Here is a 24,339-nt window from a genome sequence, read left to right as displayed (position 1 = left end):
AACGAGCCGCCGCGCAGGCCCAGGAACGCGCAGATGACCGACAGCGAAACCACCCAGAGCACTGAAAAAGACCAGCCGGCAGCACCAAAGCATCCGTGGACGGAACTCAAGCCCGACCGCTTCCGCCTGCTGCGCCTGGCACCACTGCCCACCGAGCGCGACGGCGGCGCGCGCCCGCTGCGATTCGTCGAACTTGCGCAACTGGAACGGCATACGCCGGAGCAGAGCCTGCTGCGGATGTTCATCAACATCCCCGGCCAGGTGCGCTCGCGCAAGAACAACGTGCTGGAGGTGTGGGCCGATCACCGCAGCAAGGAACTGCGCTTCGGGCCGGATAGCGGATTACAACTGGACCCGGCCAATCGAGGCCTCGGCCGCTTTCTGTTGGCCCAGGGCGCGGCATGGGCGCAGAAGCGCTGGAGCCACTATCTGGTCGAGGGCGGCGCGTTGCCGAAGGATGTGGCGAGCGAAGACCAGCGCCTGCGTCGCGATCACTGCCTGCGCACCCAGGGCTTCGATATCGACTACCCCCAGGCGACGCCGCTCAAGCCAACCTACGGCGCACCGCGGGTCAGCGCCCTGCGAGCGGACTGGAACAGCGAGAAGGTGCAGGTAGTGGAGCTGCAGGAGGCGGCGGCGATGCTGGAACAGGCCGACCGCAACCTGCAGGCACAGGAGAACCAGATTCGTGAGCTGCAGGAGCGAATCGCCCGCTTCCGCCGTGAGGACGGTGCGCTGCGATTCACCATTGTTTGCCTGATTGCGCTGGCGCTGTTCCAGGCCGGCCTGCTGATCTGGATGGCGACCCGCTAACAGCCTGTTGAAATTCGCTGTGATGACTGCGAGCACTGCGTTGTAGCGGCAGTGCTCGCGGCCACGCGCTCTTGCTCAGGGCGTCGAGCAGGTGAAGTAGCCCGATTTCACAGGTGCCGGGCGCACCTTCCCCGTCAACGCGCTCATGCCATTGAGCCTGTAGCCAGCAGCTTCGGCAGGCGCACCAGGTTGCTTGCCGCCATGGCCAGCTGGAACAGCGCGTCGACACGCTCAAGTCCGCGTTGCTTCACCTGGCGCAGCCCGGCCGCCGCCTTGAGCCAGCCGAAGTGGGTTTCGATCCAGGCGCGAATCTTCAGGCTCAGACCATAGCCGGCGTGGCGCGTGGTACGGCCATCGATGGCGCTGCGCCGACCATTGGTGTTCTGCGCAACATGGGGTGTCACGCCGAGGGCACGACAGGCGGCCACGAAGTCTGCCGTGTCGTAAGCCTTGTCCGCGGCCAGGGTGCGTCGACGGCGACCACCCAGCTTGCTCAGCATCGCCAGCGCGGCTTCGCGTTCGCCATGGCCACCGGCCAGAGTCACATGAGCACTGCGCACCAGGCCACTGCGGTGTTCCATCAGCACATGCCCCATGTAACTCAGCTGCGCGCCGGTGTTGTGGCTCTTGCGGTACAGCCGGGCATCCGGATCGCTGGTCGAGGCGTGGGTGTCGTTGCTGCGCTTGTGCCCCTTGAAGTCCGGCTGGGCATTGCGCGGGCCGGGGCCCGGGTCGTCTGGCGTATCGTCCTTGGGACGGAAACTCTTCTGAGAGGCCCAGGCTTGCAGCAATGTGCCGTCAACCGAGAAGTGCTCATCCGAGATCAGCCCCTGCTTCTCCGCCAGGCGCACCACCTCGTTCAGAAACTCGGCGGCCACTGCCTGGGCATTGAGGCGGTCACGATTCTTCGAGAAGACCGAGTGATCCCACACCGGATCATCAATGGCCAGGCCGACGAACCAGCGGAACAGCAGGTTGTAGCCCAGCTGTTCCATCAGCATCCGCTCGCTGCGCAGCGAGTAGAACAACTGCAGCAACTGCGCCCGCATCAGCTTCTCGGGGGCGATCGAGGCGCGGCCGGTGTCGGCATACAAGGTGTCGAACAGGGCGCTCATCCGCTGCAGAGCGGTGTCTGCCAGCTTGCGGATGGCGCGCAGGGGGTGAGTCGCTGGCACGAAGTCATCGAGCTTGGCGACAGTGAACAAGGATTCCTGAGTGATATCGGCGCCACGCATGGAAATCGGGGTTCCCGGCAGATTGGAGCCGATATCGTAAACCTTACGCCGCAAAGCCAGACAGGGCGTAGGCGAATTTCAACAGGCTGCTAACCGCTTACCACCAATGCTCCACCTGCACGCCGAAGTTCGAACCATGGCGGGCATTGCCGAATGCGCCGGTGTCTGACAGCGCCGAGCCTTCGGCCATCAGGTTGGCCGCACGCTGCGCCGCCTCGTTCCAGCTGGCATAGGTGTAGTACAGCCGGAACTCCGGCCGCGCCCAGAAGCCAGGACCCGCGGGTGACCAGGTCGGCGCGATGGTGAACTTCGTCAGTTTGCGCGTGCCGTCGGTGGCGTCGATCTGGTCGTGGCCGACCTCGGCGACGAGCTTGAACTGCTCGCTGAACGCATAGACCGGGCGAGCCCCCACCGACCACCAGTCCTGATCGCCACCGTCGGCGCGCTTGTCCTTCTGATAGACCACCTGAGCCTGGCCGCCGAAGCGCGGGGTCACCTGCCAGTCGAAGTACTCCACCACCCGCCAGCTCTTGGCGCTGTCGTCCAGGGTCACGTCGCCGGTATAGCCGAGGCCGGTGCCCGGCCCTTCACCGTACTGCAGTGCCAGTGTGTTCTTGCCGCCTAGAAAGTCCGACTGCACGTGCTGCACCGTCACCGCCCAACCACTGTTGGCGTCGTCGCGACTGGGCTTGTCGAGGTAGCTCAGGCCGAATTCCAGCTCGCCGCCCGGGTTGCTGTCGAAGCCGCCGACGTTGAAATCGTGGCGAGTGACGTACTCTTCCTGAAACACGCTGTCCTTGCGCGAGAAGGCATAGCTGTACTTCAGCCCGCCGATCTCCATGTCCTCGACGCCGGCGCCGGTAGCGCTCTGGTTCCAGTAGTAGAAGTCGGAGATATGGATGTCGTTACGCTTGTAGAAGCGGCGGCCCGCCCACAGCGAGCCGTTGTTCAGCGCCGGCACCTTGCTCCACTCGGCGTAGGCCTGGACCATCCGCGCCCAGCCGTGGTCGCCGGTGAATTCCGGGGTGTGGTTGTACTGGTTGTACAGCGCCGCCATGCCTTCCAGGCTCAGTACCGAGCCATCGGCGAAAGTGTAGAGGTCCTGGCGCAGGTCCAGCTCGGCGTACTGCTCGCACTCGTTACCGAGACGGTACTTGCTCGGCGCGCCGGGCAACTGGAAGCATGATTGCGAATCGCTGTTGACCGATTCACCCACGCCGCTACGCATGTAGCCGGTGAATTCCAGGGCATGGCCGCTCAACGGCAGGGCCATCCCGACAACGGCAGTCGCAACGCCCAGGGCTGTTAGTGTTTTTTTCATATCCACTCAGCTTTTGTTGTTATTGATCGCTGGATCGAGCCGAGACGGCTCTGTTCATTCCTGTAACCGTCCACTTTCATCGACCGCCTGCTGGCAAGGCAGGCGGCAGTTCACTGCGCTGTGCCCGCTCCGTTGGAAACCAGCCGGGGGACCTTGCTCTCGCGCACCGGTTCCGGCTGCACAACACCAAGCCGCTCGCCGGTCTGCGCATCGAAGAGCAGCGCCTTGCGCGGGTCAAACTGCAGATTGAGCGTCTCCCCCACTCGCGGAGCCTGGTCCGGCATCAACCGGCAACAGGCCTTGACCTGATTCAGCGTGAACACCACCAGGGTGTCTGGCCCGGTGGGTTCGACCACTTCGATGTCGACCGCCAGCGAAGAATCAGCTGTTCCGACTCCGGCGAGGCCGATCTGTTCAGGGCGAATGCCGAGGATGAGTTCGCGATCACGCAACCCGTCGTCGCTGGTAATCGGCAACGGCAATTCACAGCTGCCCTGCTCGCTGTTGAGCACACCCACCCAGCGTCCGTCGCGCTGGCGGATGCGCAACGGTACGAAGTTCATCGGCGGCGAGCCGATGAAGCTGGCAACGAACAGATTGGCCGGGTTGTTGTAGATCTCGTGGGGCGTGCCGAACTGCTGGATCACGCCGTCCTTCATCACCGCGACCTTGTCGCCGAGGGTCATCGCCTCGATCTGGTCATGGGTGACGTATACCGTGGTGGTCTTCAGCCGCTGGTGCATCAGCTTGATCTCGGTGCGCATCTCCACCCGCAGCTTGGCATCGAGGTTCGACAGCGGTTCGTCGAACAGGTAGATCTTCGGCCGCCGCGCCAGCGCCCGGCCCATGGCCACGCGCTGCTGCTGGCCACCCGACAGCTGCGACGGCTTGCGCTCGAGCAGCGGTTCGATCTGCAGCAGCTTGGCGACCCGCGCCACCTCCTCCTCGATCTTCGCTGCCGGCACCTTGCGCATCTTCAGGCCGAAAGCGATGTTGTCGCGCACGCTCATGGTCGGGTAGAGCGCGTAGGACTGGAACACCATGGCGATGTCACGATCCTTCGGGCTGGCCTGGCTGATGTCCTCGCTGTCGACGAGAATCTCACCGCCGGTGATGTTCTCCAGCCCGGCGATGCAGTTCATCAGCGTGGATTTGCCGCAGCCCGAAGGCCCGACGAGGATCAGGAATTCACCGGCGTCGATCTTCAGCGCGATGTCCTTCAGTGTTGCGATCTGGCTGTTGCCATAACTCTTTTGAACGTTGCGCAGTTCCAGGGAAGCCATCGTTGTTCTCCTCAACCCTTGACGGCGCCGGCAGTCAGCCCGCGCAGGAAATATTTGCCGGCGACCACGTAGACCACCAGCGTGGGCAGGCCGGCGATCATCGCCGCGGCCATGTCGACGTTGTATTGCTTGGCGCCAGTGCTGGTGTTCACCAGGTTGTTCAGTGCCACGGTGACCGGCTGGGTATCGCCACTGGCGAACACCACGCCGAAGAGGAAGTCGTTCCAGATCTGGGTGAACTGCCAGATCAGGCAGACCATGATGATCGGTACCGACATCGGCAGCAGAATGCGCCCGAAGATGGTGAAGAAGCCGGCACCGTCCAGCCGTGCCGCCCGCACCAGTGCGTCCGGCACGCTGACGTAGAAGTTGCGGAAGAACAGCGTGGTGAAGGCCAGGCCGTAGACCACGTGCACCAGCACCAGGCCGGTGGTGGTATTGGCCAGGCCGAGTTTGCCGAGGGTGAAGGACGCCGGCAGCAGGATTACCTGAAACGGCAGGAAGCAGCCGAACAGCAGCAGGCCAAAGAACAGCTGCGAGCCACGGAAACGCCACATCGACAGCACATAGCCATTGATCGCACCCAGCGCGGTAGAGATCAAAACGGCCGGAAGGACGATCTTCACCGAATTCCAGAAATAGCCGCCGATACTGTCCCACGCCGTCAGCCAGCCCATGGCGCTGAACGCTTCCGGCCAGCTCAGCAGGTTGCCGGTGCGGATGTCTTCCGGGGTCTTGAAGCTGGTCAGCAGCATCACGATCAGCGGCACCAGGTAGACGGCACAGGCCAGCAACAAGGTGGCATGGATGGTCAGGCGCCCGAGGGTCAGGCGCGGTTGCGCGAAGTCAGACATGGCGCTTGTTCCTCAGCTCGGAGTACAGATAAGGCACGATGATCGCCATCACCGCGCCGAGCATCAGCATGGCGCTCGCCGCACCCAGGCCCATCTGGCCACGGGTGAAGGTATGAGCGTACATGAACATCGCCGGCAGATCGCTGGAATACCCCGGCCCACCGGCAGTCATCGCCGCGACCAGGTCGAAGCTCTTGATCGCGATATGGGCCAGAATCATCAAGGCACTGAAGAACACCGGGCGCAGGCTCGGCAGCACGATGCGCAGGTAGATGGTCGGCAGGCTCGCACCATCCACCTGGGCGGCGCGGATGATCGACTGATCGACGCTGCGCAGACCGGCGAGGAACAGCGCCATGACGAAGCCCGAGGCCTGCCACACCGCCGCGATCACCAGGCAGTAGATGACCCGATCCGGATCAACCAGCCAGTCGAAGCGAAAGCCTTCCCAGCCCCAGTCGCGCAGCAGCTTGTCCAGACCCAGGCCGGGGTTGAGCAGCCACTGCCAGGCGGTGCCGGTGACAATCATCGACAGCGCCATGGGGTACAGGTAGATGGTGCGGATCAGCCCTTCGCGACGGATGCGCTGGTCCAGCAGCACGGCGAGCACGACGCCGATGATCAGGCTGATGGCGATGAACAAGCCGCCGAAGACCAGCAGGTTCTGGCTGGCGACCCACCAGCGGTCGTTGTCCCAAAGGCGCTCGTACTGCTGCAGGCCGGCCCACTTGTAGCTGGGCATGAAGCGTGAGTTGGTGAACGAGAGCAGGAAGGTCCAGCCGATGTAGGCGTAGAAGCCGACCAGTACGATCAGCATGCTCGGCGCCAGAACCAGCTTGGGCAGCCAGCGCTGCAGGGCGTCGAGCGGCGAGGCTTTGGCAGGCCTGGCTTGAAGCGCGATGGAGCTCATGGGTGTGATCCCTCATGGAAACCGGGGATGTCATCGCCCGCGGCACAGACCGAGGCCTGTGCCGGGACGAACGTTTCGGGAAGCGGGCGGAACGGTCCGCCCTCAGCGTTACTGCACGGCCTGGATCGCTGCCGCCAGTTGCTTGGCCGCCTTTTGCGGGTCGGCCTTGGGGTCGTTGAAGAAGTTGGTGACGACGTCGAACACCGCGCCCTGCACGTAGCTGGAAGCAGCCATGCCATGAGTCAGACTGGGCTGCAGACCGCTGCCCTTGGCGGCTTCCTTGAAGTCGGTCATCGACTGCTGGGCACAGGCATCGAACTCGCTCATGTCCTGGTCCTGGCGAACCGGAATCGAGCCCTTGTTCTGGTTGAAGAAGGTCTGGAATTCCGGTTCCAGCACCGTGCGCGCCAGGTCTTCCTGAGCCTTGCGGTTGTCATCGTTGCTGAGCTTGAACATGGCCAGCGAATCGATATTGAAGGCGAAGCTGCCTTGGGTGCCGGGGAACGGCAGGCACTGGTAGTCCTCGCCAGCCACCTTGTTGGCGGCGGTGAACTCGCTCTTGGCCCAGTCGCCCATAATCTGCATGCCGGCCTTGCCGTCGATGACCATGCCGGTGGCACGGTTCCATTCGCGCCCGGCCGCGTCGGCGTCGATGTAGTCGCGCAACTTCTTCAGTGCGGTGAAGGCCTGAACCATCTTGTCGCCGGTCAGGGTGTCGTTATCCAGCTCGACGAAGGCCTTGTGATAGTCGTCCGGGCCGAGAATGCTCAGTACAAAGCCCTCGAACACGGTGCCGTCCTGCCAGGGCTGGCCGCCGTGAGCAACCGGAATGAAGCCGGCAGCCTTGAGCTTGTCGGCTGCGGCGAAGAATTCGTCGAGGGTCTTCGGCGGCGTGGCGCCGGCCTTCTCGAACACCTCCGGGTTGATCCACAGCCAGTTGACCCGATGCACGTTGACCGGCACCGCAACGTAGGAACCGTCGTACTGCATGATCTTGCGCACCTGCTCGGGCAGCATTTCGTCCCAGCGTTCGGCCTTGGCGGTGTCATCGAGATTGGCGAGCAGGCCGAGTTCGCCCCACTCCTGGATGTCCGGGCCCTTGATCTGTGCGGCGGACGGCGGGTTGCCGGAAACGGCGCGGGTCTTCAGTACGGTCATGGCAGCCTCGCCACCACCGCCGGCGACGGCGAAGTCCTTCCAGGTATGGCCTTTCTGCTCGACCAGCTTCTGCAGGGTGTCGGCGGCGCGCTTCTCGCCACCGGAAGTCCACCAGTGCAGAACTTCGACCTCGCCGGCATGGGCGAGCAATGGCAGGGCAAGGGAAACGGAAAGAGCGAGACGATGGATCGCGTTCATGTAGAGGCACCTTCTTGTTTTTATCCGGCAAGTCATGGTCGCTTGCGATGGACCGAGTCTATGCGCAGGGAAATCGACACTGGGTAACGAAGGGATGGGCGATGGTCACAGAGCCGTTACAAAGCCGCAGCGATCGTAACGAAGTGCACTGAGCCGGATCAGCGCGGCAAGGTCAGCGTCACCCTCAGCCCTCCCTGCTGCAGATTGCGCATGCTCAGTTCGCCACCGTGGGCGTGGGCGATATTCCGTGCGATACCGAGCCCCAGCCCGTAGCCCTGCTGCTGCCCCGACAGCCGCACGTGGGGTTCGAAGACATGCTCAAGACGCTGCTCAGGCACGCCCGGGCCCTCGTCATCGACGTGCAGCACCAGCGCCTCCTTGCCGTCCTCAACATGCAGGTGGGCGCGCTCACCGTACTTCAGGGCATTGTCCAGCAGATTGCCGATGCAGCGCTTGAGAGCCAGCGGTTTGCCCGGATAAGGCGCCGAAGCCCGGCCGTCCAAAGTCACGCGGGTCTGGTCGCAGGCCTGATAGGGCTCGACGATATGCTCGAGCAGCAGATTTAGATCCACCGCCTCGATGTTCTCGTGGATGTCGGTGTCCTTCACGCATTGCAGTGCGCCCTTGACCAGCAGCTCCAGCTCGTCGAGGTCACGGGTGAACTTGATCTGCTGGGCTTCATCTTCCAGCAGCTCGACACGCAGACGCAGGCGCGTGATGGGCGTGCGCAGGTCATGGGAAATCGCGCTGAACAATTGGCCTCGCTCGGTCAGGTAGCGACTGATGCGCTGGCGCATGTTGTTGAAGGCACGGCTCACCTCGACGATCTCGCTGGCGCCGGCCTCGGTCAGCGGCTGCACCTCGGCGCCCAGCGACAACTCCCGCGCCGCCTTGGCCAGGCGCTTCAGCGGCCGGCTCTGCCAGCGCACCAGCAGGCCGATGAACAGCAGCAGAAAGGCGCTGGTGAGCACGATGAACCACAACTGCTGGGCCGGCAGCCCCTCGTCCTCCAGGCTGACGTAGGGAGCCGGCATCAGCGAGGCCAGATAGAGCCATTCCTGCGGGGCGATCTGGATCTGCGTCACCAGCACCGGCGGTGACAGTGGTTCAAGGCCCAGCGCGTAGTGCGCCCAGGAGCGCGGCAACTCATCGAGCGTGATGCCGCTGTTGAAGATGCGCAGGTCATCGGGGCTGACGAACTCGATGTTCAGGTCCACCGCGCCGCCCAAACGCTGGCGCAATATCTGCTCCACCTCATGCAGGACAGCACGCTTGCGCGGCGTTTCCGGGAGGATCTCCATGTCCAGCGGCTTGTCGTTGAGCGACACGAAGAAACGTGTACCGCCCATGCTGCGCAACTGATCGAGCACCAATGGGCGATAGCCCAGCGGCAGCGAACGGAAGTAGCTGACGCTGGCCGCCATCGACTGCGCCAGGCTGCGGGCGCTGGTGAGCAAGCCTTCCATCTGGCTGGCGCGCAGCTGGGACAGCCAGATCAGACTCGACAGGCCTTGGGCCAGCAACACCGCCAGCAGGGTCAGCAACAGCATCCGTCCGAGCAGCGAACGTGGCCCCAGCCGCAGGCGCCGCCGCTCAGTGCGCAGATTCATGGTGCGGCGTCACCTGGGTAGCCAACAAGTAACCGCTGCCACGTACCGTGCGGATCAGCCGCGGCGACTTGCCGGTGTCGCGCAGGCGCTGGCGCAGGCGACTGACCGCCATGTCGACGATACGCTCCAGCGGCATCACCTCGCGACCACGGGTGGCGTTGGCGATCGTGTCGCGGTCGAGGATCTGCTGCGGATGATCGAGAAACAGCTTGAGCAGGGAGAAATCGGCGCCGGAGAGAAAGACCTCCTCGCCGTCGGCGTGGAACAGGCGGTGGCTGATCATGTCCAGCCGCCACTCATCGAAGGCCAACACATCACTGCCGCGTTCCTGAGCGAAGCTGACGCGTCGCAGCAGTGCCTTGATCCGCGCGAGCAATTCGCGCGGGCTGAACGGCTTACCCAGGTAGTCGTCGGCCCCCAGCTCCAGGCCGACGACCCGATCGGCCTCGTCGGAGCTGGCGGTAAGCATGATGATCGGCATCGAAGCCAACCGCTCGTGCTGGCGAATCCAGCGGCACAGGCTGAAGCCGTCCTCGTCGGGCAGCATCACGTCGAGAATCACCAGATCGGCCGGTTCGGCACACAGCGCAGCGCGAAACTGCCCGCCGTCCGGCACGCCGCGCACATGAAAGCCCGAGCGGCTGAGATAGGTCTGCAACAGTTCGCGGATTTCCTGATCGTCGTCGACCAGAAGGATGTTCTTACCTGCTTGGCTCACGTCACGTCCCTTTTCTTGTTGTTATGGGGTCCCCCGTCGACCCGCCATGTCGCAGCCTAGGCTCCCTCCAACAACGGTTGCAATGCCACGCCCGCGCCCTCGAGGCCCGGATACGGCGCGGTCACCAGCCAGACCGGCAGGCGATCGAAATAACGGCTCATCTGCCCCTTCTCGCGCAACGCCTCGCTGAAACCGCTGCGCAGGAACATCTCGGCGAAACGCGGCACCACTCCACCGACGATGTAAACGCCGCCGCGGGCACCGAGGGTCAGCACGTTATCGCCGACGATACGCCCCAACCAGCGGCAGAACTGCTCCAGCACCGCGGTCGCATAGGCGTCGCCCGCCAGCGCGGCCTTGGTGATAGCTGCGGGCGAATCGAACGCCACCTGCTGCCCGTCCAGTGCACAGCAGGCGCGGTAGAGCGTCAGCAGCCCCGGACCGCTGAGCACTGCCTCGGCATTTACATGGCCGAGCCAACGATGCAGATGCGCCCAGATCGCCGCCTCGCGCTCGCTGCCGACGGGAAGGCAGATATGCCCGCCCTCGCCCGGCAAGGCGCGCCAACCGCCGCCAGACAGTGGCAGCAATCCGGCGACTCCGAGCCCGGTGCCGGGCCCTATGACCAGCCGCGGCCGCCCCGGTTCAGGCTCGCCATCGCAAACCGTGATGCGCTCACCATCGTGCAGCCGCGTCATGCCGAGGGCCATGGCGGTGAAGTCGTTGATCAGCAACAGCTCCTTCACGCCCAGCTCGCGGCAGAAGGCTTCGCGGCTCAGCTGCCAATGGTTGTTGGTGAAACGAAACAGGTCGCCCCCGACCGGCCCGGCACAGGCGAGGCACACCGCCTCGAGGGTTTCCAGCGGCTGATCGACTTCACTCAGGTACGCAAGGATCGCCAGCTCCGGCCGCGCATGGTCGGCCGTGGGAATCACGCGAATCTGCTCGATACGCTGGTCGCGCCACAGCGCGAAACGTGCATTGGTACCGCCAATATCTCCAACCAGCGCCGTCTTCACTTCAGCGCCTCCAGACTCTCGGTAAATGCACTGGCGCCCTGCTCTGCCGTGCTGAACGAGGCGCGCATGAAGGCAAAGAGCTCTCGACCGCAGCCGATGCCCATGTCTTCGGGCCGAATCGCCGGTTCCCGCGCATCCCATTCGGCGGGATCGACCAGTGCTCGCAGTTCGCCGTTCTCGCCGTCGACGCGGAGGATGTCGCCATCGCGCACCCGCGCCAGCGGCCCGCCGTCCAGTGCCTCCGGGCAGACATGAATGGCCGCCGGCACCTTGCCCGAGGCACCGGACATGCGCCCGTCGGTGACCAGCGCCACCTTGTAGCCGCGGTCCTGCAGCACACCGAGGAACGGCGTGAGCTTGTGCAGTTCGGGCATGCCATTGGCTTTCGGCCCCTGGAAACGCACCACGGCAATGAAGTCGCGCTCCAGCTCCCCGGCCTTGAACGCTGCCGCCAGCTCGCTCTGGTCGATGAATACCCGCGCCGGCGCCTCGACAAAACGGTGCTCGGGCGCCACGGCAGAAATCTTCGTCACGCCGCGGCCGAGGTTGCCTTCCAGCACACGCAGCCCGCCCTCCGGCGAGAATGGCCGCTCGGCCGGGCGGAGGATGTTTTCGTCAAGGCTCTGCGCCGGGCCATCGCGCCACACCAGCTTGTCACCGTCGAGGAAGGGCTCCTGGATGTAGCGCCGCAGGCCCTTGCCGACGACGGTATGCACGTCCTCGTGCAACAGCCCGGCGTCGAGCAGCGTGCGCACCATGAACGGCCCCCCGCCACAGGCGTGGAAATGGTTCACGTCGGCCTGGCCGTTGGGGTAGACCTTGGCCAGCGTCGGCACCACCTCGGAAAGATCGGCCATGTCCTGCCAGGTCAGCTGGATGCCGGCGGCGCGGGCGAACGCCGGGATGTGCAGGGTGTGGTTGGTCGAACCTCCGGTGGCATTGAGCGCGACCACCGAGTTGACGATGGATTTCTCGTCAACCACCTGACACAGCGGTGTGTAGTTGCCGGCCTGATGGGTCAGGCGCGTGACCTGGTGCGCCGCCTCCCGGGTCAGCGCATCGCGCAGCGGCGTGTAAGGGTTGACGAACGACGAGCCCGGCAGGTGCAGGCCCATGATCTCCATCACCACCTGATTGGTGTTGGCGGTGCCGTAGAAGGTGCAGGTGCCGGGGCTGTGATAGGACTTCATCTCCGATTCCAGCAGCTCCTCGCGGCTGGCCTTGCCTTCGGCGTAACGCTGGCGCACCTCGGCCTTCGCCTTGTTCGGAATCCCCGAGGGCATCGGCCCGCCCGGCACGAAGATGGTCGGCAGATGGCCGAAGCGCAGCGCGCCGATCATCAGACCCGGGACGATCTTGTCGCAGATGCCGAGCATCAATGCCGCATCGAACATGTTGTGCGACAGCGCGACTGCCGTGCTCATGGCGATCACTTCGCGGCTGGCCAGGCTCATTTCCATGCCCGCCTCGCCCTGGGTCACGCCATCGCACATCGCCGGGACGCCGCCGGCGTACTGGCCGACCGAGCCGATCTCACGCAGCGCCTGGCGAATCATTTCCGGAAAATGCTCATAGGGCTGATGCGCCGAGAGCATGTCGTTGTACGCCGAGACGATGGCCACGTTTGCCGCGTTCATCAGGCGCAGGCTCTGCTTGTCCTCGCCGGAATTGCAGCCGGCGACACCGTGGGCAAAGTTGGCACACTGCAGCTTGCCGCGCTGCGGACCCTCACTGGCGGCGGCGGCCATCATCGCCAGATAGCGCTCGCGGGTCTTGCGGCTGCGCTCGACCAGGCGCTCGGTGACTTCTAGAACTCGCGGATGCATGCCTCACTCCTGCTGCAAAATTCAACTGTGGTTGAAGGGCTCAACGCTTGGTTGAAAGCTCAGACAACCATAAACCATCCAGGGTCAGTTGGCGTTCTGACACGACGCGATGCCGGCATGGAAGCGGCGACCAGGAGCCTGAGTACGCCGGTTGGAGGTGGCTTGGCGCTTATTGCGCAGGCTCGTCTCCGCGCGGCTCGTCTGCCGATGTTTCTTCTTCGGCTTCCAGCAGATCGTCGAAGTCGGTCTTCAGGCCCTGCTCCATGCCGTCGAGTTCGGCCAGCAGGCTGCGGAAGCTGGTCTGCTCACGCAGTGGGGCCTGCGGCTCATCTGCAACTTCATCGGCCCGCGCCTGCAAGGCGACGGGCACCGGAGCGTCCTCATCGTCGAGTATCGGCCGCAACTCGGGCTCCATTTCGCGCAGCACGGCGAGCGGCGGCAGCTCATCCAGATTCTTCAGGTTGAAATGGTCGAGGAACTGCCGGGTGGTGGCGAACATCGCCGGGCGTCCCGGCACGTCACGATGGCCAACCACACGAATCCACTCGCGCTCCTGCAGCGTCTTGACGATTTGGCTGTTCACCGCGACGCCGCGGATATCCTCGATCTCGCCACGGGTGATCGGCTGGCGATAGGCGATCAGCGCCAGGGTTTCCAGCATCGCCCGGGAGTAACGCTGCGGACGCTCTTCCCAGAGCCGACCGACCCACGGCGAAAAGCGCTGACGCACCTGCAGGCGGTAACCGCTGGCGACCTCCTTGAGCTCGAAGGCGCGGCCCTTGCAGGACTTTTCCAGCACTTCGAGGGCCTTCTTCAGCTGTGCCGAAGACGGCCGCTCGGCTTCCTCGAAGAGTTCGCCGAGGCGCTCCAGGGATAGCGGTTTGCCGGATGCGAGCAGAAAGGCTTCGAGCAGCGAAGCGAGATCCTTGGGATCGGACAGGTCCACGATTGACTCCTGCAAATGCCTATTCGGTACGGCTGCGCACATGAATCGGCGCAAAGGGTTCGTTCTGCACCAGCTCGACCAGCGACTCCTTGATCAGCTCGAGCACAGCCATGAAGGTCACCACCACGCCGAGCCGCCCTTCCTCGATGCAGAACAGCGTCACGAAGGGGACGAAACCACCGTCCTTCAGTCGTTCGAGCACTTCGCTCATGCGCTCGCGGGTCGACAACGCTTCGCGGGTGACCTGATGGCTCTCGAACATGTCGGCGCGGCGCAGCACCTCGGCCATCGACACCAGCAGCTCTTCCAGGCTCACGTCCGGCAGCAGCTTGCGCGCCCGCGCCTCGGGTGCCTCGAGACGCGGCACCTGCAGGTCGCGGCCGACCCGTGGCAGCTCGTCGATGTCTTCGGCGGCGGCCTTGAAACGTTCGTACTCCTGCAGCCGGCGGATCAGCTCGGCGCGCGGATCATCCTCTTCTTCGGCGACCTCGGTCGAGCGCGGCAGCAGCATGCGTGACTTGATCTCGGCGAGCATCGCCGCCATCACCAGATACTCGGCGGCCAGCTCCAGGCGCACCGATTTCATCAGCTCGACGTAACCCATGTACTGCCGGGTGATCTCGGCCACCGGAATATCGAGGATGTCGATGTTCTGCTTGCGGATCAGGTAGAGCAGAAGATCCAGCGGGCCTTCGAAGGCTTCGAGAAAGACTTCCAGCGCATCCGGCGGAATGTAGAGGTCCAGCGGCAGCTCGGTCACCGCCTCGCCATAGACCAGCGCCAGGCGTAGCTGCTCGCCGGGCTGGATCGCTTCGGGACTGGGGGACTCGGTGTGCTGCATGAAAATCCTTCGGAGCCGGCCGCTTATGCGCCGCTCAGCGGTAATTCAGGCCCATCGCCTGGCGAACTTCGATCAGCGTCTCACGGGCCTCGTCACGGGCGTGCTCCGCACCTTCTGCGAGGATGCTGCGGACCAGGTCGGGATTCTGCTCGTAGTCCAGCGCGCGTTCCTGCAGGGGTGTCAGATCAGCCTTGATCGAGTCGATCAGCGGCCCCTTGCACTCCAGGCAGCCGATGCCGGCGCTGCGGCAACCCTGCTCTGCCCACTGGCAGACGGCCTCTTCGGAGTGCACCAGATGCATCTGCCACACCGGGCAGCGCGTCGGTTCACCGGGGTCGCTGCGATGCACGCGGGCCGGATCGGTGGGCATACGGCGAATCTTCTCCTCGATCTCGTTCGACGTATCGCGCAGGTAGATCGCATTGCTGTTGGACTTGGCCATCTTGCCGCCGTCGAGCCCGGAAATCTTCGGTTGCTCGCCGAGCAGCGCCTGCGGTTCCGGCAGCAGCAGCTTGCCGCAGCCTTCCAGGTAGCCGTAAAGCCGCTCCTGATCGCCGATGGTGATGGTCTGCTGTTCCTTGATGACCGCACGGGCGGTGTTCAGCGCCTCGACGTCGCCCTGCTCCTGATAGCTCTTGCGCAGGCTGACGTACAGCTTGGAGGTCTTCTTGCCGAGCTTGCGGATCGCCGCTTCGGCCTTGTCCTCGAAATCCGCTTCGCGGCCATAGAGATGGTTGAAACGTCGCGCCACGTCGCGGGCGAATTCGATATGCGGCAGCTGGTCGGCGCCGACCGGCACCAGCCCGGCACGATAGATCAGAATGTCCGCCGCCTGCAGCAGTGGATATCCGAGGAAGCCATAGGTATCCAGGTCCTTGTGCTGCAGATTCTGCTGCAGCTCCTTGTAGGATGGCACCCGCTCCAGCCAGCCCAGTGGGCAGATCATCGACAGCAGCAGGTGCAGCTCGGCGTGCTCCGGCACCTGTGACTGGATGAACAGCGTCGCTGAACTGGGACTGACGCCGGCAGCCAGCCAGTCCACCGCCATATCCATGATGTTCTGCGAGATTTCGCCGGAGCTTTCGTAGTCGGTGGTCAGCGCGTGCCAGTCGACGATGCAGAAGAAACACTCGTACTCGTGCTGCAGCCTGACCCAATTCTTCAATACGCCGTTGTAGTGACCGAGATGAAGCCGGCCGCTGGGACGCATGCCGGAAACCACGCGCCGCTGTGAATCCATGGAGCTCAAAAGGGTGTCCTTGATTAATTGGCCTGTTTGGTAAGTTCAGTTGGTCAATTTCGGTGCCCATGGCCCAGATACCGCGTCGCCGCGCCTTGTCTCGGAGCCATGTTCATCCGACTTGCCTCAACCCTCTCACCGACAGGCCAGATGTTGTACAGGCACGCTCGCCATCCAGGCTCAAGCCATGAAGGGTTCGGGATCGCCGCAGCCGACCCGTATCACTTCAGGCCGATCGTCGACCAGGCTGACCACGGTCGATGCTTCGAGGCCACCGTAACCGCCATCGATGATCAGGTCTACCTGATGCTCCAGCGCGTCACGCATCTCGTAGGGGTCGCTCATCGGCAGGTCTTCACCGGGAAGGATCAGGCTGACGCTCATCAGCGGCTCACCGAGTTCTTCCAGCAGCGCCTGGGCGATCGGCTGTGCCGGCACGCGCAGGCCGATGGTGCGGCGCTTGGGGTGCAGCAACATGCGCGGCACCTCGCGGGTAGCCGACAGGATGATCGTGTAGGGACCGGGCAGATGAGCCTTGAGCAGGCGAAAGGCCGCGGTATCGACCTTGGCGAAAAGGCCAAGCTGCGACAGATCGCGACAGGCCAGCGTAAAGTTGTGCTTGTCATCGAGCTGGCGCAGCCGGCGAATGCGTTCGATGCCGGCCTTGTTACCCATCGAGCAGCCGACGGCATAACTGGAGTCGGTCGGGTAGACCACTACCCCGCCCTTGCGGATGATTTCCACGGCCTGTTTGATCAGGCGCGGTTGTGGGTTGTCCGGATGGATCTGAAAGAACTGGCTCATGGAAACTCCCTGTTCAGCTGGCAGCAGGTATGCGGCGCTCATGATCGAAATGTCCCCAAAGCGGCGACAGGTCCTCCGGCAGGCTGCGGTACAGCCCCAGTTCCGACCAGTCGCCGGGCGCATGGAAATCACTGCCCACTGTGGCCATCAGGCCCAACTCACGTACCAGGATCGACAGACCGCCGACCTGTTCCAGCGGCTGCATGCCGTTGACCACCTCCAGCGCGTGACCGCCGGCCTGGGCGAAATCGATCACCAGCCGGCGCCGCTTGCTGCGAGTGAAATCGTACTGCCACGGGTGCGCCAGGCTGATCCACGCACCTGCGTCACGCAAGGTCTGGACTGTCTGCTCCAGGCTCGGCCAATGCTGCTTGACGTCGCCGAGCTTGCCCGAACCCAGCCATTTGCGAAACGCTTCGGCACGGTCGCGGACATGACCGGCACGCACGAGAAAATCGGCGAAATGCGGTCGCGCCGGTGCGTTGCCACTGTCGCCGAGTTCCTGCTGAAGCGCCCGCGCGCCTTCCAGCGCACCCGGCATCCCCTTCGCTTCGAGGCGCTGGCCGATCAGTTCGGCGCGGCGCCAACGTCCTTCGTGCAGTTGTGCGATCGCCTGTTGCAGCGCAGGCGCATCAGCGTCGAAGGCGTAGCCCAATACATGAATGGTAGCCCCGTTCCACAGGCAAGAAAGCTCGATGCCATTGACCAGCTGCATGCCGAGCGCCTGCGCAGTTGCCCGCGCCTCGGCAAGGCCGTCGACCGTGTCGTGGTCGGTGAGCGCCAGCATCTCGATACCACGCGCATGGGCTCGCTCCACCAGTTTGGCAGGCGCCAGCGCGCCGTCCGAGGCGGTGCTGTGGCAATGCAGATCGACAATCATCTGGTAACGCGCTCCAGTGAGATGCAGACACCTCGATAAGAATCCGTAAGCCTGCGGCGATAAGGCTTCACCGGCCCGAAAGACGGGGTGCTCCGGCGCAAACGGCCGACTAGTCTAACGCCGCACCGGCGCTTTGGCTCGTGTCGTCACCGTCATTACGGCCAGCCAGCGCTGCAGGCGCCGCAAACCGCTCTTGCTTCGACCGCCGATACGATCCTGCGTGCCATCAACCGCTGCAGCAGGGGAAAGCGCAGCGCTTCCGTCGCAAGCGCCGTTTGCTATGATGCCGCGCTGCACGGCGCGGTCCGTTGTAGCGCCTGGACCCGCGCGACAAACAAGCCGCGCCGGCACTGTCACCATGCCGGGCTTTCTGTACTTTTTTATATACGCCCCTACGCGAACGAGGATCGACCATGCTCTACGCCGTTATCGCCACAGACGCACCGAATTCCCTGCAGGACCGCCTCGCCACTCGCCCAGCCCACCTGGCACGCCTGGAGCAGCTGAAGAACGAAGGCCGCCTGGTTCTCGCCGGCCCGCACCCAGCCATCGACAGCAACGACCCGGGCGAAGCCGGGTTCAGCGGCAGTCTGGTAGTCGCCGAGTTCGATTCGCTGGAAGCCGCGCAGCAGTGGGCCGACGCCGATCCGTACAAGGCCGCCGGCGTATACGTGAACGTGGTGGTCAAGCCCTTCAAGAAAGTACTGCCCTGAGCCGACACAGCAGGAAATAGCCCGGCCGCTGGCAGCCCACGGCCTCGTAAGGAAATAGGAGTTCCGATGCGTCAACGATCGCTTGCCCTGCTGTTTGCCCTGACCCTGCTCACCCCGGCGCTGTATGCCGAGGAAGCAATAACGGAACCTGCTGTTCCGGTGACCGAGCCCGGCGACCCCGCCGAATACGACGAGCTTGACGCCGTAGCCGAGCCAGAGCCTGCCGGCCCGAGCACCGACACCACGGAGGCCTTGCTGCTGCGTCTGCGCGAGGAAAATCGCCGCTTGCGCCTGCAGTTGCAGACCGAGCAGGCAAAAGTGCTGCCCGCGATGCTGAACGAACAGCAACAGTGGTTCGCCGTCGGTGGTGCTGTCGGGGTCGTCAGTTTCACCCTGGGCCTGCTGGTCACGCGCGGCCGCCGTCGACGCCAGTGGCTCAACTGAGTACCTGAGCCGACATGAGTGAATTGCTGCTTATCGACGATGACGAAGAACTCTGCGAGCTGCTGATCAGCTGGCTCGCTCAGGAAGGTTTCGTCGCCCATGCCTGCCACGATGGCAACAGTGCACGCCAGGCGCTGGCGCAGCACCAGCCAGCCGCGGTGGTCCTGGACGTGATGCTGCCCGACGGCAGTGGCCTGGAGCTGCTCAAGCAACTGCGCAGTGAACATCCCGATCTGCCGGTGCTGATGCTGTCGGGTCGCGGCGAGCCACTGGATCGGATTCTCGGCCTGGAACTTGGCGCAGACGATTACCTGGCCAAGCCCTGCGACCCGCGCGAGCTCACCGCACGCCTGCGTGCCGTGTTGCGCCGCAGCCAGCCGACCGCGACGCCCAGCCAGGTCGAGTTCGGCGATCTCTGCTACAGCCCGGCACGCGGCGTGGCCAGCGTCGGCGGTCATGACGTCAGCCTGACGCTCTCCGAAGGCCGCATCCTCGAAACGCTGCTCGCGCAACCGGGCGAGCCTATCGACAAGCAGACCCTTGCCCAGCACGCCCTGGGACGTAAGCTCACCCTCTACGACCGCAGCCTCGACATGCACGTCAGTAACCTGCGGCGCAAGCTTGGTCCGCACGCCGACGGCAGCCCACGGATCGTCGCCCTGCGCAGTCGCGGCTATCTGTACGCCGTCTGATCGTCTTTACCGAGGCTTTACCCTGAGCTGACCGCCCTTGACCTTGCCCTGCGTAGACTGAACTCATCCGGTCACAGACCTGCCGCCAATGAGCAACGCGTCGGTATGGCCGGTTTCCCTACACAGGAGAGTTTTCACCATGCGCAAATCACTCGTAGCCCTGCTGTTCGCCGCTGCCGTTCCGACCCTCGCTTTCGCCATGCCTGGCGGCATGCAGGACGGTCATCACGGCGGCAAGAACGCCCCGCACATGTTTCAGGACCTGGACCTGACAAAGGACCAGCAACGCGAAATGCGCAAGCTGATGGGCGAGCAGATGCGGCAGCGCCAGCAGATCACCCAGCGCTACCTCGACAAGCTGCCCGAAGCCGAGCGCAAGGCCATGCAGAACGATCTCGACGCCAGCCGCGAGAAGACCCACCAGAGCATGCGCGCGCTGCTCAAGCCCGAGCAGCACAAGGCCTTCGACGAAGGCATGAAGAAGATGGAAGAAAAGCGCGCCGAACGTGCCGAGTTCCTCAAATGGAAAGCGGACCGCGATCAGAAGAACTGATCTGCGCCCTTCCTGAAACCTGCCCGGCAGCCTCCGCCAAGCGTTCAGAACGCCGGTGGGAGCTGCCGGGCTTTGCCGTGGAGAGACCCAGTGCGATCACTGTTCTGGCGCATACTCGCAACCTTCTGGCTGGCCATTGCACTGGTTGCCGGCCTGGCCATGCTGCTCGGCCATGCGCTGAACCAGGACGCCTGGATTCTCGGCCGCCACCCGGCGCTGCAAGGTCTCGCCGAAACCTGGACCGAGGTCTACGAGCGCCAGGGCCCGCTGGCTGCACAGCGCCTGCTGGAACAGCATCGCCATCGTGCACGGGTCGATGTACAGGTGCTGGCGGAAAACGGCCAGCCAATCATCCGCGGCACCTTCCCTGCCCGCGCCGCCGCCTTCGAAGCGCGCCATCAGGATCGCGAGCGCCCACTGCCCTGGCGACGCCTCACCGCCGATTACACGAGCCCGACCAGCGGTGAAACCTACCTGTTCATCTACCGCATTCCCTATCCCGAACTGCAGGCCTGGCATCGCGGCAGCCTGGCCTGGCCGCTCAGCGCGCTGGGCATCGCGCTGGTGGTGCTCACCGGCTTCAGCCTGCTGCTGACGCTGTCCATCACCCGCCCATTGGATCGCCTGCGCCGTGCCGTGCACGATCTGGGACAGACCAGCTATCAGCAGCAGTCCCTTGCCCGCCTGGCAACACGGCGCGACGAACTCGGCGTGCTGGCGAGCGATTTCAACCGCATGGGCGCACGGCTGCAGGCGCTGATCGGCAGTCAACGCCAGTTATTGCGCGACGTATCCCATGAACTGCGCTCACCGCTGGCGCGCCTGCGCATTGCCCAGGCACTGGCCGAGCGCGCCAGCCCGAGCGAACGCGAAGTGATCTGGCCGCGACTGGCCAAGGAATGCGATCGGCTGGAAGCGTTGATCAGCGAGATTCTCGAACTCTCGCGCCTGGATGCGGAACCCGGCACGACAACGGCCGTCGACCTGCCAGCGATGTTCGAACAACTGGAGGACAACGCCCGGATCGTCGCGCCCGCTCAGCGTATCGACAGCCGGGTCGAGCCAGGCCTGGCATTCACTGGTTGGACGGAAATGCTCGAACGTGCGCTGGACAATCTGTTGCGCAACGCCCTGCGCTTCAACCCCGAGGGCGTGCCCGTGGAGCTGCGCGCGCAGCGCGACGGTGACGAGCTGGTACTGAGTGTGCGCGACCACGGGCCAGGAGTCGCCGACGAACCCCTGCCGCAACTGAGCCAACCCTTCTTCCGAGCGCCAGGACAAACGGCAGCCGGGCATGGCCTCGGATTGGCCATCGCCCGCCGTGCGGCCGAGCGCCACGGTGGGCAGCTGCAGCTGGCTAACCACCCCGATGGCGGCTTTATCGCGAGCCTGCGTCTGCCGTTGGCAAACGCAGCAAGCACGGTGTCAGAAATTCAGGCCCATCACTGACCGTTCCAGGCGCTGACGAAAGCCTCGGGCTCGAGCACCGGAGCGCTACGGATGCGGCCCTCCGGCGTGCCCAGGTACAGGAAGCCCAGCAGACGTTCCTGCTCGGCCAGGCCCAGCCCCTTCATTACATGCGGGTCATAGGCGAACTCACCGGTGCGCCACACCGCGCCAATCCCCTGAGCATGGGCGGCCAACAGCAGACCATGCGCCGCGCAGCCGGCAGCCAGCACCTGTTCGCCTTCCGGGACTTTCGGGTGCGCCTTCGGACTGGCGATCACCACGATCAACATCGGCGCACGCAGCGGCATGTTGCGCGCCTTCTGCAGCGCTTCGTCCGAGGCATCGGTCTGCCGGGCCTGCAGAGCGTCGGCAAACAGCTCACCGAGCTTGCCGCGCGCATCGCCCTCGACGGTCAGGAAGCGCCAGGGGTGCAACTGTCCGTGATCCGGCGCACGCAAGGCTGCACGAAAAAGCAGATCGAGTTGATCGGCATCGGGTGCCGGCTCGCATAGGCGAGTGACAGATACACGGTTGAGCAACAGGTCCAGAGCGTCCATCCATTACCTCCTGAAAGGGTCGGACATTCTAGAGGGTGTTGGCGACGTACCGCGAGTGATGGCCGGCCGACAGCGCAAACAACGCGCCGGCCGGCGCTGGTGGCCCGTGCAGTGAGTTGGTTGAGGCAAGTTCGGACGAACATGAATCCGAGACAAGGCGCTGCGACGAGTCATGGCGGGCTTATGGCAAGGAGCAGCAACACAGTATCGGGGCTATGGTCATCCGAAATTGACCAACCGAACTTACCAAACAGCCCACCAGGTCAAGCCACCCGATCCGGCGAGAGCTGCGGCTGCAGCGGCGGCACCAGCGGTGGCAGGCCGTGTGCCGCCCGCGCCGCGTCGCAATGCGCATTGTGCTCGCCGTTCTCCCAGGACGCCTCGAATTCGCGGCAGGTGCTCGAACGCTGCTCGTACATGCTGCAGCGCACGCCGCAACCGACATCGCCCAGCAGTCCGACGCAGCGCGCAGGCTTGCTCTCGGTCCCGAGCATGGCCACATGAAACGGCGAAACCTGAACCGTCAGCTGGTCCGGCACCGCACCGCCGGCAGAAACGCATTCACCAAAATAGAAGGACACACGAAAGTACGCGCAGCAGGCGCCGCACGTGAGGCAGGGATTGTCGATTGACATGGAAGGTGAACACCCAGAGACCGGAAATGGGCCGGCGCCCGGGCGGGTATTCTATTCATGGCGCTGCGCTTGGGAAGAGGCTCCACGGCTGCCGAGAAAACATTTTTCTACCAGCCGTCGGGCGGTTTACTGGCGGAGCGACGCGAGTAGAATGTCCGCCCTCTTTCACCGTGCCGAGCACCCTCTACATGGCCCTGCCGACCTTACGCATCATCGGTTTCATTCTCGGCATTTTCCTGATCACCCTGGCCGTCAGCATGATCATTCCGATGCTGACCCTACTGGCATTCGAACGCACCGATGACCTGCAGGCATTCATCTGGGGCAGCCTGATCACCTTTTCCTGCGGCTTCGCCCTTGTCGCACCGGGTAGACCGGCCAACACCAACCTGCGGCCGCGAGACATGTACTTCCTGACCACAATCAGCTGGGTGGTGGTCTGCTGTTTCGCCGCCTTGCCGCTGATGCTGATCCAGCACATCAGCTATTCGGACGCCTTCTTCGAAACCATGTCCGGTATCACCACCACTGGCGCCACCGTGCTCTCGGGACTGGATAGCGCATCGCCCGGGCTGCTGATGTGGCGCTCGCTGCTGCACTGGCTGGGCGGCATCGGCTTCATCGGCATGGCGATCGCGATTCTGCCCCTGCTGCGAGTCGGTGGCATGCGGCTGTTCCAGACCGAGTCCTCGGACTGGTCGGAGAAAGTGATGCCGCGCTCGCACGTGGCCGGGCAGTACCTGCTGGTCATCTACGTGACGTTTACCGTCGCCGCGTTTCTGGCCTTCCTGTTGACCGGCATGAGCATGTTCGACGCCATCAACCATGCGATGTCGACCGTCGCCACTGGCGGCTTTTCCACCTCCGATGCATCGATGGGCAAGTTCGGACCGTCCGCGCACTGGGTAGCGGTCTTTTTCATGATCGTCGGCAGCCTGCCGTTCACCCTCTACGTGATGACCTTGCGAGGCCACCGCACGGCGCTGCTCAGGGATCAGCAGGTGCGAGGCTTCGTCCTGATGCTCACCATCACCAGCGTGCTGTTCAGCGGCTGGTATTGGCTGAACAATGACATTCCGGCGCTGGATGCACTGCGCATCGTGACCTTCAGCGTGGTTTCCGTGGTTACTACGACCGGTTTCGCGGTGGATGACTACACCCAGTGGGGCGGTTTCGCCGTCATGGCATTCTTCTACCTGACCTTCGTCGGCGGCTGCTCGGGCTCGACGTCAGGCGGGTTGAAGATGTTCCGATTCCAGGTGGCCTACTCGCTGCTACGCGCCAACTTCAAGCAGCTGATTCACCCCCGTGCGGTAATCCGCCAGCAGTACAACGGGCACAATCTGGACGAAGAAATCGTTCGCTCGATCCTGACCTTTTCCTTCTTCATCACCATGACCATCGGCGTGCTGGCGCTGTGCCTGGCGCTGCTGGGCCTTGACCCGATCACCGCGCTCACGGGCGCGGCGACCGCGGTCTGCAACGTCGGCCCGGGGCTAGGCGAGATCATCGGGCCAGCCGGCAACTTTTCCACACTGCCCGACACGGCAAAATGGCTGCTGTCGATCGGCATGCTACTGGGACGCCTGGAGATCATCACGGTGCTGGTGCTGCTGACCCCGGCCTTCTGGCGCCACTGA

The 24,339-nt window shown here is 64.1% G+C and carries 24 protein-coding genes; 7 read left to right on the top strand and 17 right to left on the bottom strand.

Annotated elements, in window-relative coordinates; all coding sequences use genetic code 11:
- Positions 1-33 precede the first annotated feature (33 nt).
- Positions 34-813 carry a hypothetical protein gene (locus F753_RS35000; protein ID WP_023445145.1) on the top strand — a complete coding sequence of 260 codons (780 nt, stop codon included), beginning with the start codon at positions 34-36 and terminating at the stop codon, positions 811-813.
- Positions 814-956: 143 nt separating this feature from the next.
- Here the strand turns inward: F753_RS35000 and F753_RS34995 are convergent, their stop codons facing one another.
- From F753_RS34995 to F753_RS34925, 15 genes are all read right to left on the bottom strand, one after another.
- Entirely contained in the window at positions 957-2,048 is a 1,092-nt protein-coding gene (locus F753_RS34995) for an IS5-like element ISPa8 family transposase (RefSeq protein ID WP_023445144.1), read from the bottom strand.
- Positions 2,049-2,145: 97 nt separating this feature from the next.
- Positions 2,146-3,369, bottom strand: coding sequence for a maltoporin (locus F753_RS34990; RefSeq protein ID WP_014820737.1), 1,224 nt, complete (start codon positions 3,367-3,369; stop codon positions 2,146-2,148).
- 110 nt (positions 3,370-3,479) lie between these two features.
- Positions 3,480-4,652: an ABC transporter ATP-binding protein gene (locus F753_RS34985; RefSeq protein WP_023445142.1), complete on the bottom strand. Its 1,173-nt coding sequence runs from the start codon at positions 4,650-4,652 to the stop codon at positions 3,480-3,482.
- An 11-nt stretch (positions 4,653-4,663) separates the two neighbouring features.
- The gene (locus F753_RS34980) at positions 4,664-5,506 is read right to left on the bottom strand and encodes a carbohydrate ABC transporter permease (protein WP_014820739.1); all 843 of its coding nucleotides are present in this window, start codon (positions 5,504-5,506) and stop codon (positions 4,664-4,666) included.
- Positions 5,499-6,416 (bottom strand): carbohydrate ABC transporter permease, encoded by a 918-nt coding sequence (locus F753_RS34975; protein WP_023445141.1) that lies wholly within the window; start codon positions 6,414-6,416, stop codon positions 5,499-5,501. Before F753_RS34975 ends, F753_RS34980 begins: the two co-directional genes overlap by 8 nt.
- 108 nt (positions 6,417-6,524) lie before the next feature.
- Positions 6,525-7,772 carry an ABC transporter substrate-binding protein gene (locus F753_RS34970; RefSeq protein WP_023445140.1) on the bottom strand — a complete coding sequence of 416 codons (1,248 nt, stop codon included), beginning with the start codon at positions 7,770-7,772 and terminating at the stop codon, positions 6,525-6,527.
- A 158-nt stretch (positions 7,773-7,930) separates the two neighbouring features.
- A complete protein-coding gene (locus F753_RS34965) occupies positions 7,931-9,382 on the bottom strand; it encodes an ATP-binding protein (protein WP_023445139.1) in 1,452 nt (483 codons plus the stop codon).
- A complete protein-coding gene (locus F753_RS34960) occupies positions 9,366-10,100 on the bottom strand; it encodes a response regulator (RefSeq protein ID WP_023445138.1) in 735 nt (244 codons plus the stop codon). Before F753_RS34960 ends, F753_RS34965 begins: the two co-directional genes overlap by 17 nt.
- Before the next feature lie 56 nt (positions 10,101-10,156).
- Entirely contained in the window at positions 10,157-11,119 is a 963-nt protein-coding gene (locus tag F753_RS34955) for a glucokinase (RefSeq protein WP_023445137.1), read from the bottom strand.
- Positions 11,116-12,945, bottom strand: a complete 1,830-nt coding sequence (edd, locus tag F753_RS34950; RefSeq protein WP_023445136.1) for a phosphogluconate dehydratase — start codon at positions 12,943-12,945, stop codon at positions 11,116-11,118. Before edd ends, F753_RS34955 begins: the two co-directional genes overlap by 4 nt.
- A gap of 169 nt (positions 12,946-13,114) precedes the next feature.
- Positions 13,115-13,891 carry an SMC-Scp complex subunit ScpB gene (gene scpB, locus F753_RS34945; protein WP_023445135.1) on the bottom strand — a complete coding sequence of 259 codons (777 nt, stop codon included), beginning with the start codon at positions 13,889-13,891 and terminating at the stop codon, positions 13,115-13,117.
- A gap of 19 nt (positions 13,892-13,910) precedes the next feature.
- Positions 13,911-14,732, bottom strand: coding sequence for a segregation and condensation protein A (locus tag F753_RS34940; RefSeq protein WP_023445134.1), 822 nt, complete (start codon positions 14,730-14,732; stop codon positions 13,911-13,913).
- Between the two features lie 34 nt (positions 14,733-14,766).
- Entirely contained in the window at positions 14,767-15,972 is a 1,206-nt protein-coding gene (locus F753_RS34935) for a tryptophan--tRNA ligase (protein ID WP_023445133.1), read from the bottom strand.
- 180 nt (positions 15,973-16,152) lie between these two features.
- Positions 16,153-16,776 carry an L-threonylcarbamoyladenylate synthase gene (locus F753_RS34930; RefSeq protein WP_014820748.1) on the bottom strand — a complete coding sequence of 208 codons (624 nt, stop codon included), beginning with the start codon at positions 16,774-16,776 and terminating at the stop codon, positions 16,153-16,155.
- Positions 16,777-16,789: 13 nt separating this feature from the next.
- Positions 16,790-17,656: a PHP domain-containing protein gene (locus F753_RS34925; RefSeq protein WP_023445132.1), complete on the bottom strand. Its 867-nt coding sequence runs from the start codon at positions 17,654-17,656 to the stop codon at positions 16,790-16,792.
- Positions 17,657-18,069: 413 nt separating this feature from the next.
- On the opposite strand from F753_RS34925, the gene F753_RS34920 reads away from it, so the two are divergent.
- From F753_RS34920 to F753_RS34900, 5 genes are all read left to right on the top strand, one after another.
- The gene (locus F753_RS34920; protein ID WP_003294265.1) at positions 18,070-18,369 is read left to right on the top strand and encodes a YciI family protein; all 300 of its coding nucleotides are present in this window, start codon (positions 18,070-18,072) and stop codon (positions 18,367-18,369) included.
- A gap of 66 nt (positions 18,370-18,435) precedes the next feature.
- Positions 18,436-18,813, top strand: coding sequence for an SH3 domain-containing protein (locus F753_RS34915; RefSeq protein ID WP_023445131.1), 378 nt, complete (start codon positions 18,436-18,438; stop codon positions 18,811-18,813).
- A gap of 14 nt (positions 18,814-18,827) precedes the next feature.
- Positions 18,828-19,505 (top strand): response regulator transcription factor, encoded by a 678-nt coding sequence (locus F753_RS34910; protein WP_014820751.1) that lies wholly within the window; start codon positions 18,828-18,830, stop codon positions 19,503-19,505.
- A 139-nt stretch (positions 19,506-19,644) separates the two neighbouring features.
- The gene (locus tag F753_RS34905; RefSeq protein ID WP_023445130.1) at positions 19,645-20,058 is read left to right on the top strand and encodes a Spy/CpxP family protein refolding chaperone; all 414 of its coding nucleotides are present in this window, start codon (positions 19,645-19,647) and stop codon (positions 20,056-20,058) included.
- Positions 20,059-20,148: 90 nt separating this feature from the next.
- Positions 20,149-21,507 carry a sensor histidine kinase gene (locus F753_RS34900; RefSeq protein WP_023445129.1) on the top strand — a complete coding sequence of 453 codons (1,359 nt, stop codon included), beginning with the start codon at positions 20,149-20,151 and terminating at the stop codon, positions 21,505-21,507.
- Here the strand turns inward: F753_RS34900 and F753_RS34895 are convergent.
- Positions 21,501-22,064, bottom strand: coding sequence for an NAD(P)H nitroreductase (locus F753_RS34895; RefSeq protein ID WP_014820754.1), 564 nt, complete (start codon positions 22,062-22,064; stop codon positions 21,501-21,503). The genes F753_RS34900 and F753_RS34895 overlap by 7 nt on opposite strands.
- A gap of 263 nt (positions 22,065-22,327) precedes the next feature.
- Complete coding sequence (locus F753_RS0124870; RefSeq protein ID WP_003300645.1) at positions 22,328-22,699, bottom strand: YkgJ family cysteine cluster protein; 372 nt, start codon at positions 22,697-22,699, stop codon at positions 22,328-22,330.
- 188 nt (positions 22,700-22,887) lie between these two features.
- Between F753_RS0124870 and F753_RS34890 the strand changes: the two genes are divergently transcribed.
- Entirely contained in the window at positions 22,888-24,339 is a 1,452-nt protein-coding gene (locus tag F753_RS34890; RefSeq protein ID WP_023445127.1) for a TrkH family potassium uptake protein, read from the top strand.

Origin of the sequence: Stutzerimonas chloritidismutans AW-1 (assembly GCF_000495915.1) — a bacterium.
Taxonomy (GTDB): domain Bacteria; phylum Pseudomonadota; class Gammaproteobacteria; order Pseudomonadales; family Pseudomonadaceae; genus Stutzerimonas; species Stutzerimonas chloritidismutans.
This window is presented reverse-complemented; position numbering and strand designations above follow the sequence as displayed.

Coding starts and splice junctions, on each gene's coding strand:
- F753_RS34890 (WP_023445127.1), top strand. CDS start 22,888: ATGGCCCTGCCGACCTTACGCATCATCGGTTTCATTCTCGGCATTTTC.
- F753_RS34930 (WP_014820748.1), bottom strand. CDS start 16,776: ATGAGCCAGTTCTTTCAGATCCATCCGGACAACCCACAACCGCGCCTG.
- F753_RS34995 (WP_023445144.1), bottom strand. CDS start 2,048: ATGCGTGGCGCCGATATCACTCAGGAATCCTTGTTCACTGTCGCCAAG.
- edd (WP_023445136.1), bottom strand. CDS start 12,945: ATGCATCCGCGAGTTCTAGAAGTCACCGAGCGCCTGGTCGAGCGCAGC.
- F753_RS34980 (WP_014820739.1), bottom strand. CDS start 5,506: ATGTCTGACTTCGCGCAACCGCGCCTGACCCTCGGGCGCCTGACCATC.
- F753_RS34925 (WP_023445132.1), bottom strand. CDS start 17,656: ATGATTGTCGATCTGCATTGCCACAGCACCGCCTCGGACGGCGCGCTG.
- F753_RS34895 (WP_014820754.1), bottom strand. CDS start 22,064: ATGGACGCTCTGGACCTGTTGCTCAACCGTGTATCTGTCACTCGCCTA.
- F753_RS34990 (WP_014820737.1), bottom strand. CDS start 3,369: ATGAAAAAAACACTAACAGCCCTGGGCGTTGCGACTGCCGTTGTCGGG.
- F753_RS34910 (WP_014820751.1), top strand. CDS start 18,828: ATGAGTGAATTGCTGCTTATCGACGATGACGAAGAACTCTGCGAGCTG.
- F753_RS34915 (WP_023445131.1), top strand. CDS start 18,436: ATGCGTCAACGATCGCTTGCCCTGCTGTTTGCCCTGACCCTGCTCACC.
- F753_RS34970 (WP_023445140.1), bottom strand. CDS start 7,772: ATGAACGCGATCCATCGTCTCGCTCTTTCCGTTTCCCTTGCCCTGCCA.
- F753_RS34965 (WP_023445139.1), bottom strand. CDS start 9,382: ATGAATCTGCGCACTGAGCGGCGGCGCCTGCGGCTGGGGCCACGTTCG.
- F753_RS34905 (WP_023445130.1), top strand. CDS start 19,645: ATGCGCAAATCACTCGTAGCCCTGCTGTTCGCCGCTGCCGTTCCGACC.
- F753_RS34920 (WP_003294265.1), top strand. CDS start 18,070: ATGCTCTACGCCGTTATCGCCACAGACGCACCGAATTCCCTGCAGGAC.
- F753_RS34940 (WP_023445134.1), bottom strand. CDS start 14,732: ATGCAGCACACCGAGTCCCCCAGTCCCGAAGCGATCCAGCCCGGCGAG.
- F753_RS35000 (WP_023445145.1), top strand. CDS start 34: ATGACCGACAGCGAAACCACCCAGAGCACTGAAAAAGACCAGCCGGCA.
- F753_RS34985 (WP_023445142.1), bottom strand. CDS start 4,652: ATGGCTTCCCTGGAACTGCGCAACGTTCAAAAGAGTTATGGCAACAGC.
- F753_RS0124870 (WP_003300645.1), bottom strand. CDS start 22,699: ATGTCAATCGACAATCCCTGCCTCACGTGCGGCGCCTGCTGCGCGTAC.
- F753_RS34975 (WP_023445141.1), bottom strand. CDS start 6,416: ATGAGCTCCATCGCGCTTCAAGCCAGGCCTGCCAAAGCCTCGCCGCTC.
- F753_RS34935 (WP_023445133.1), bottom strand. CDS start 15,972: ATGGATTCACAGCGGCGCGTGGTTTCCGGCATGCGTCCCAGCGGCCGG.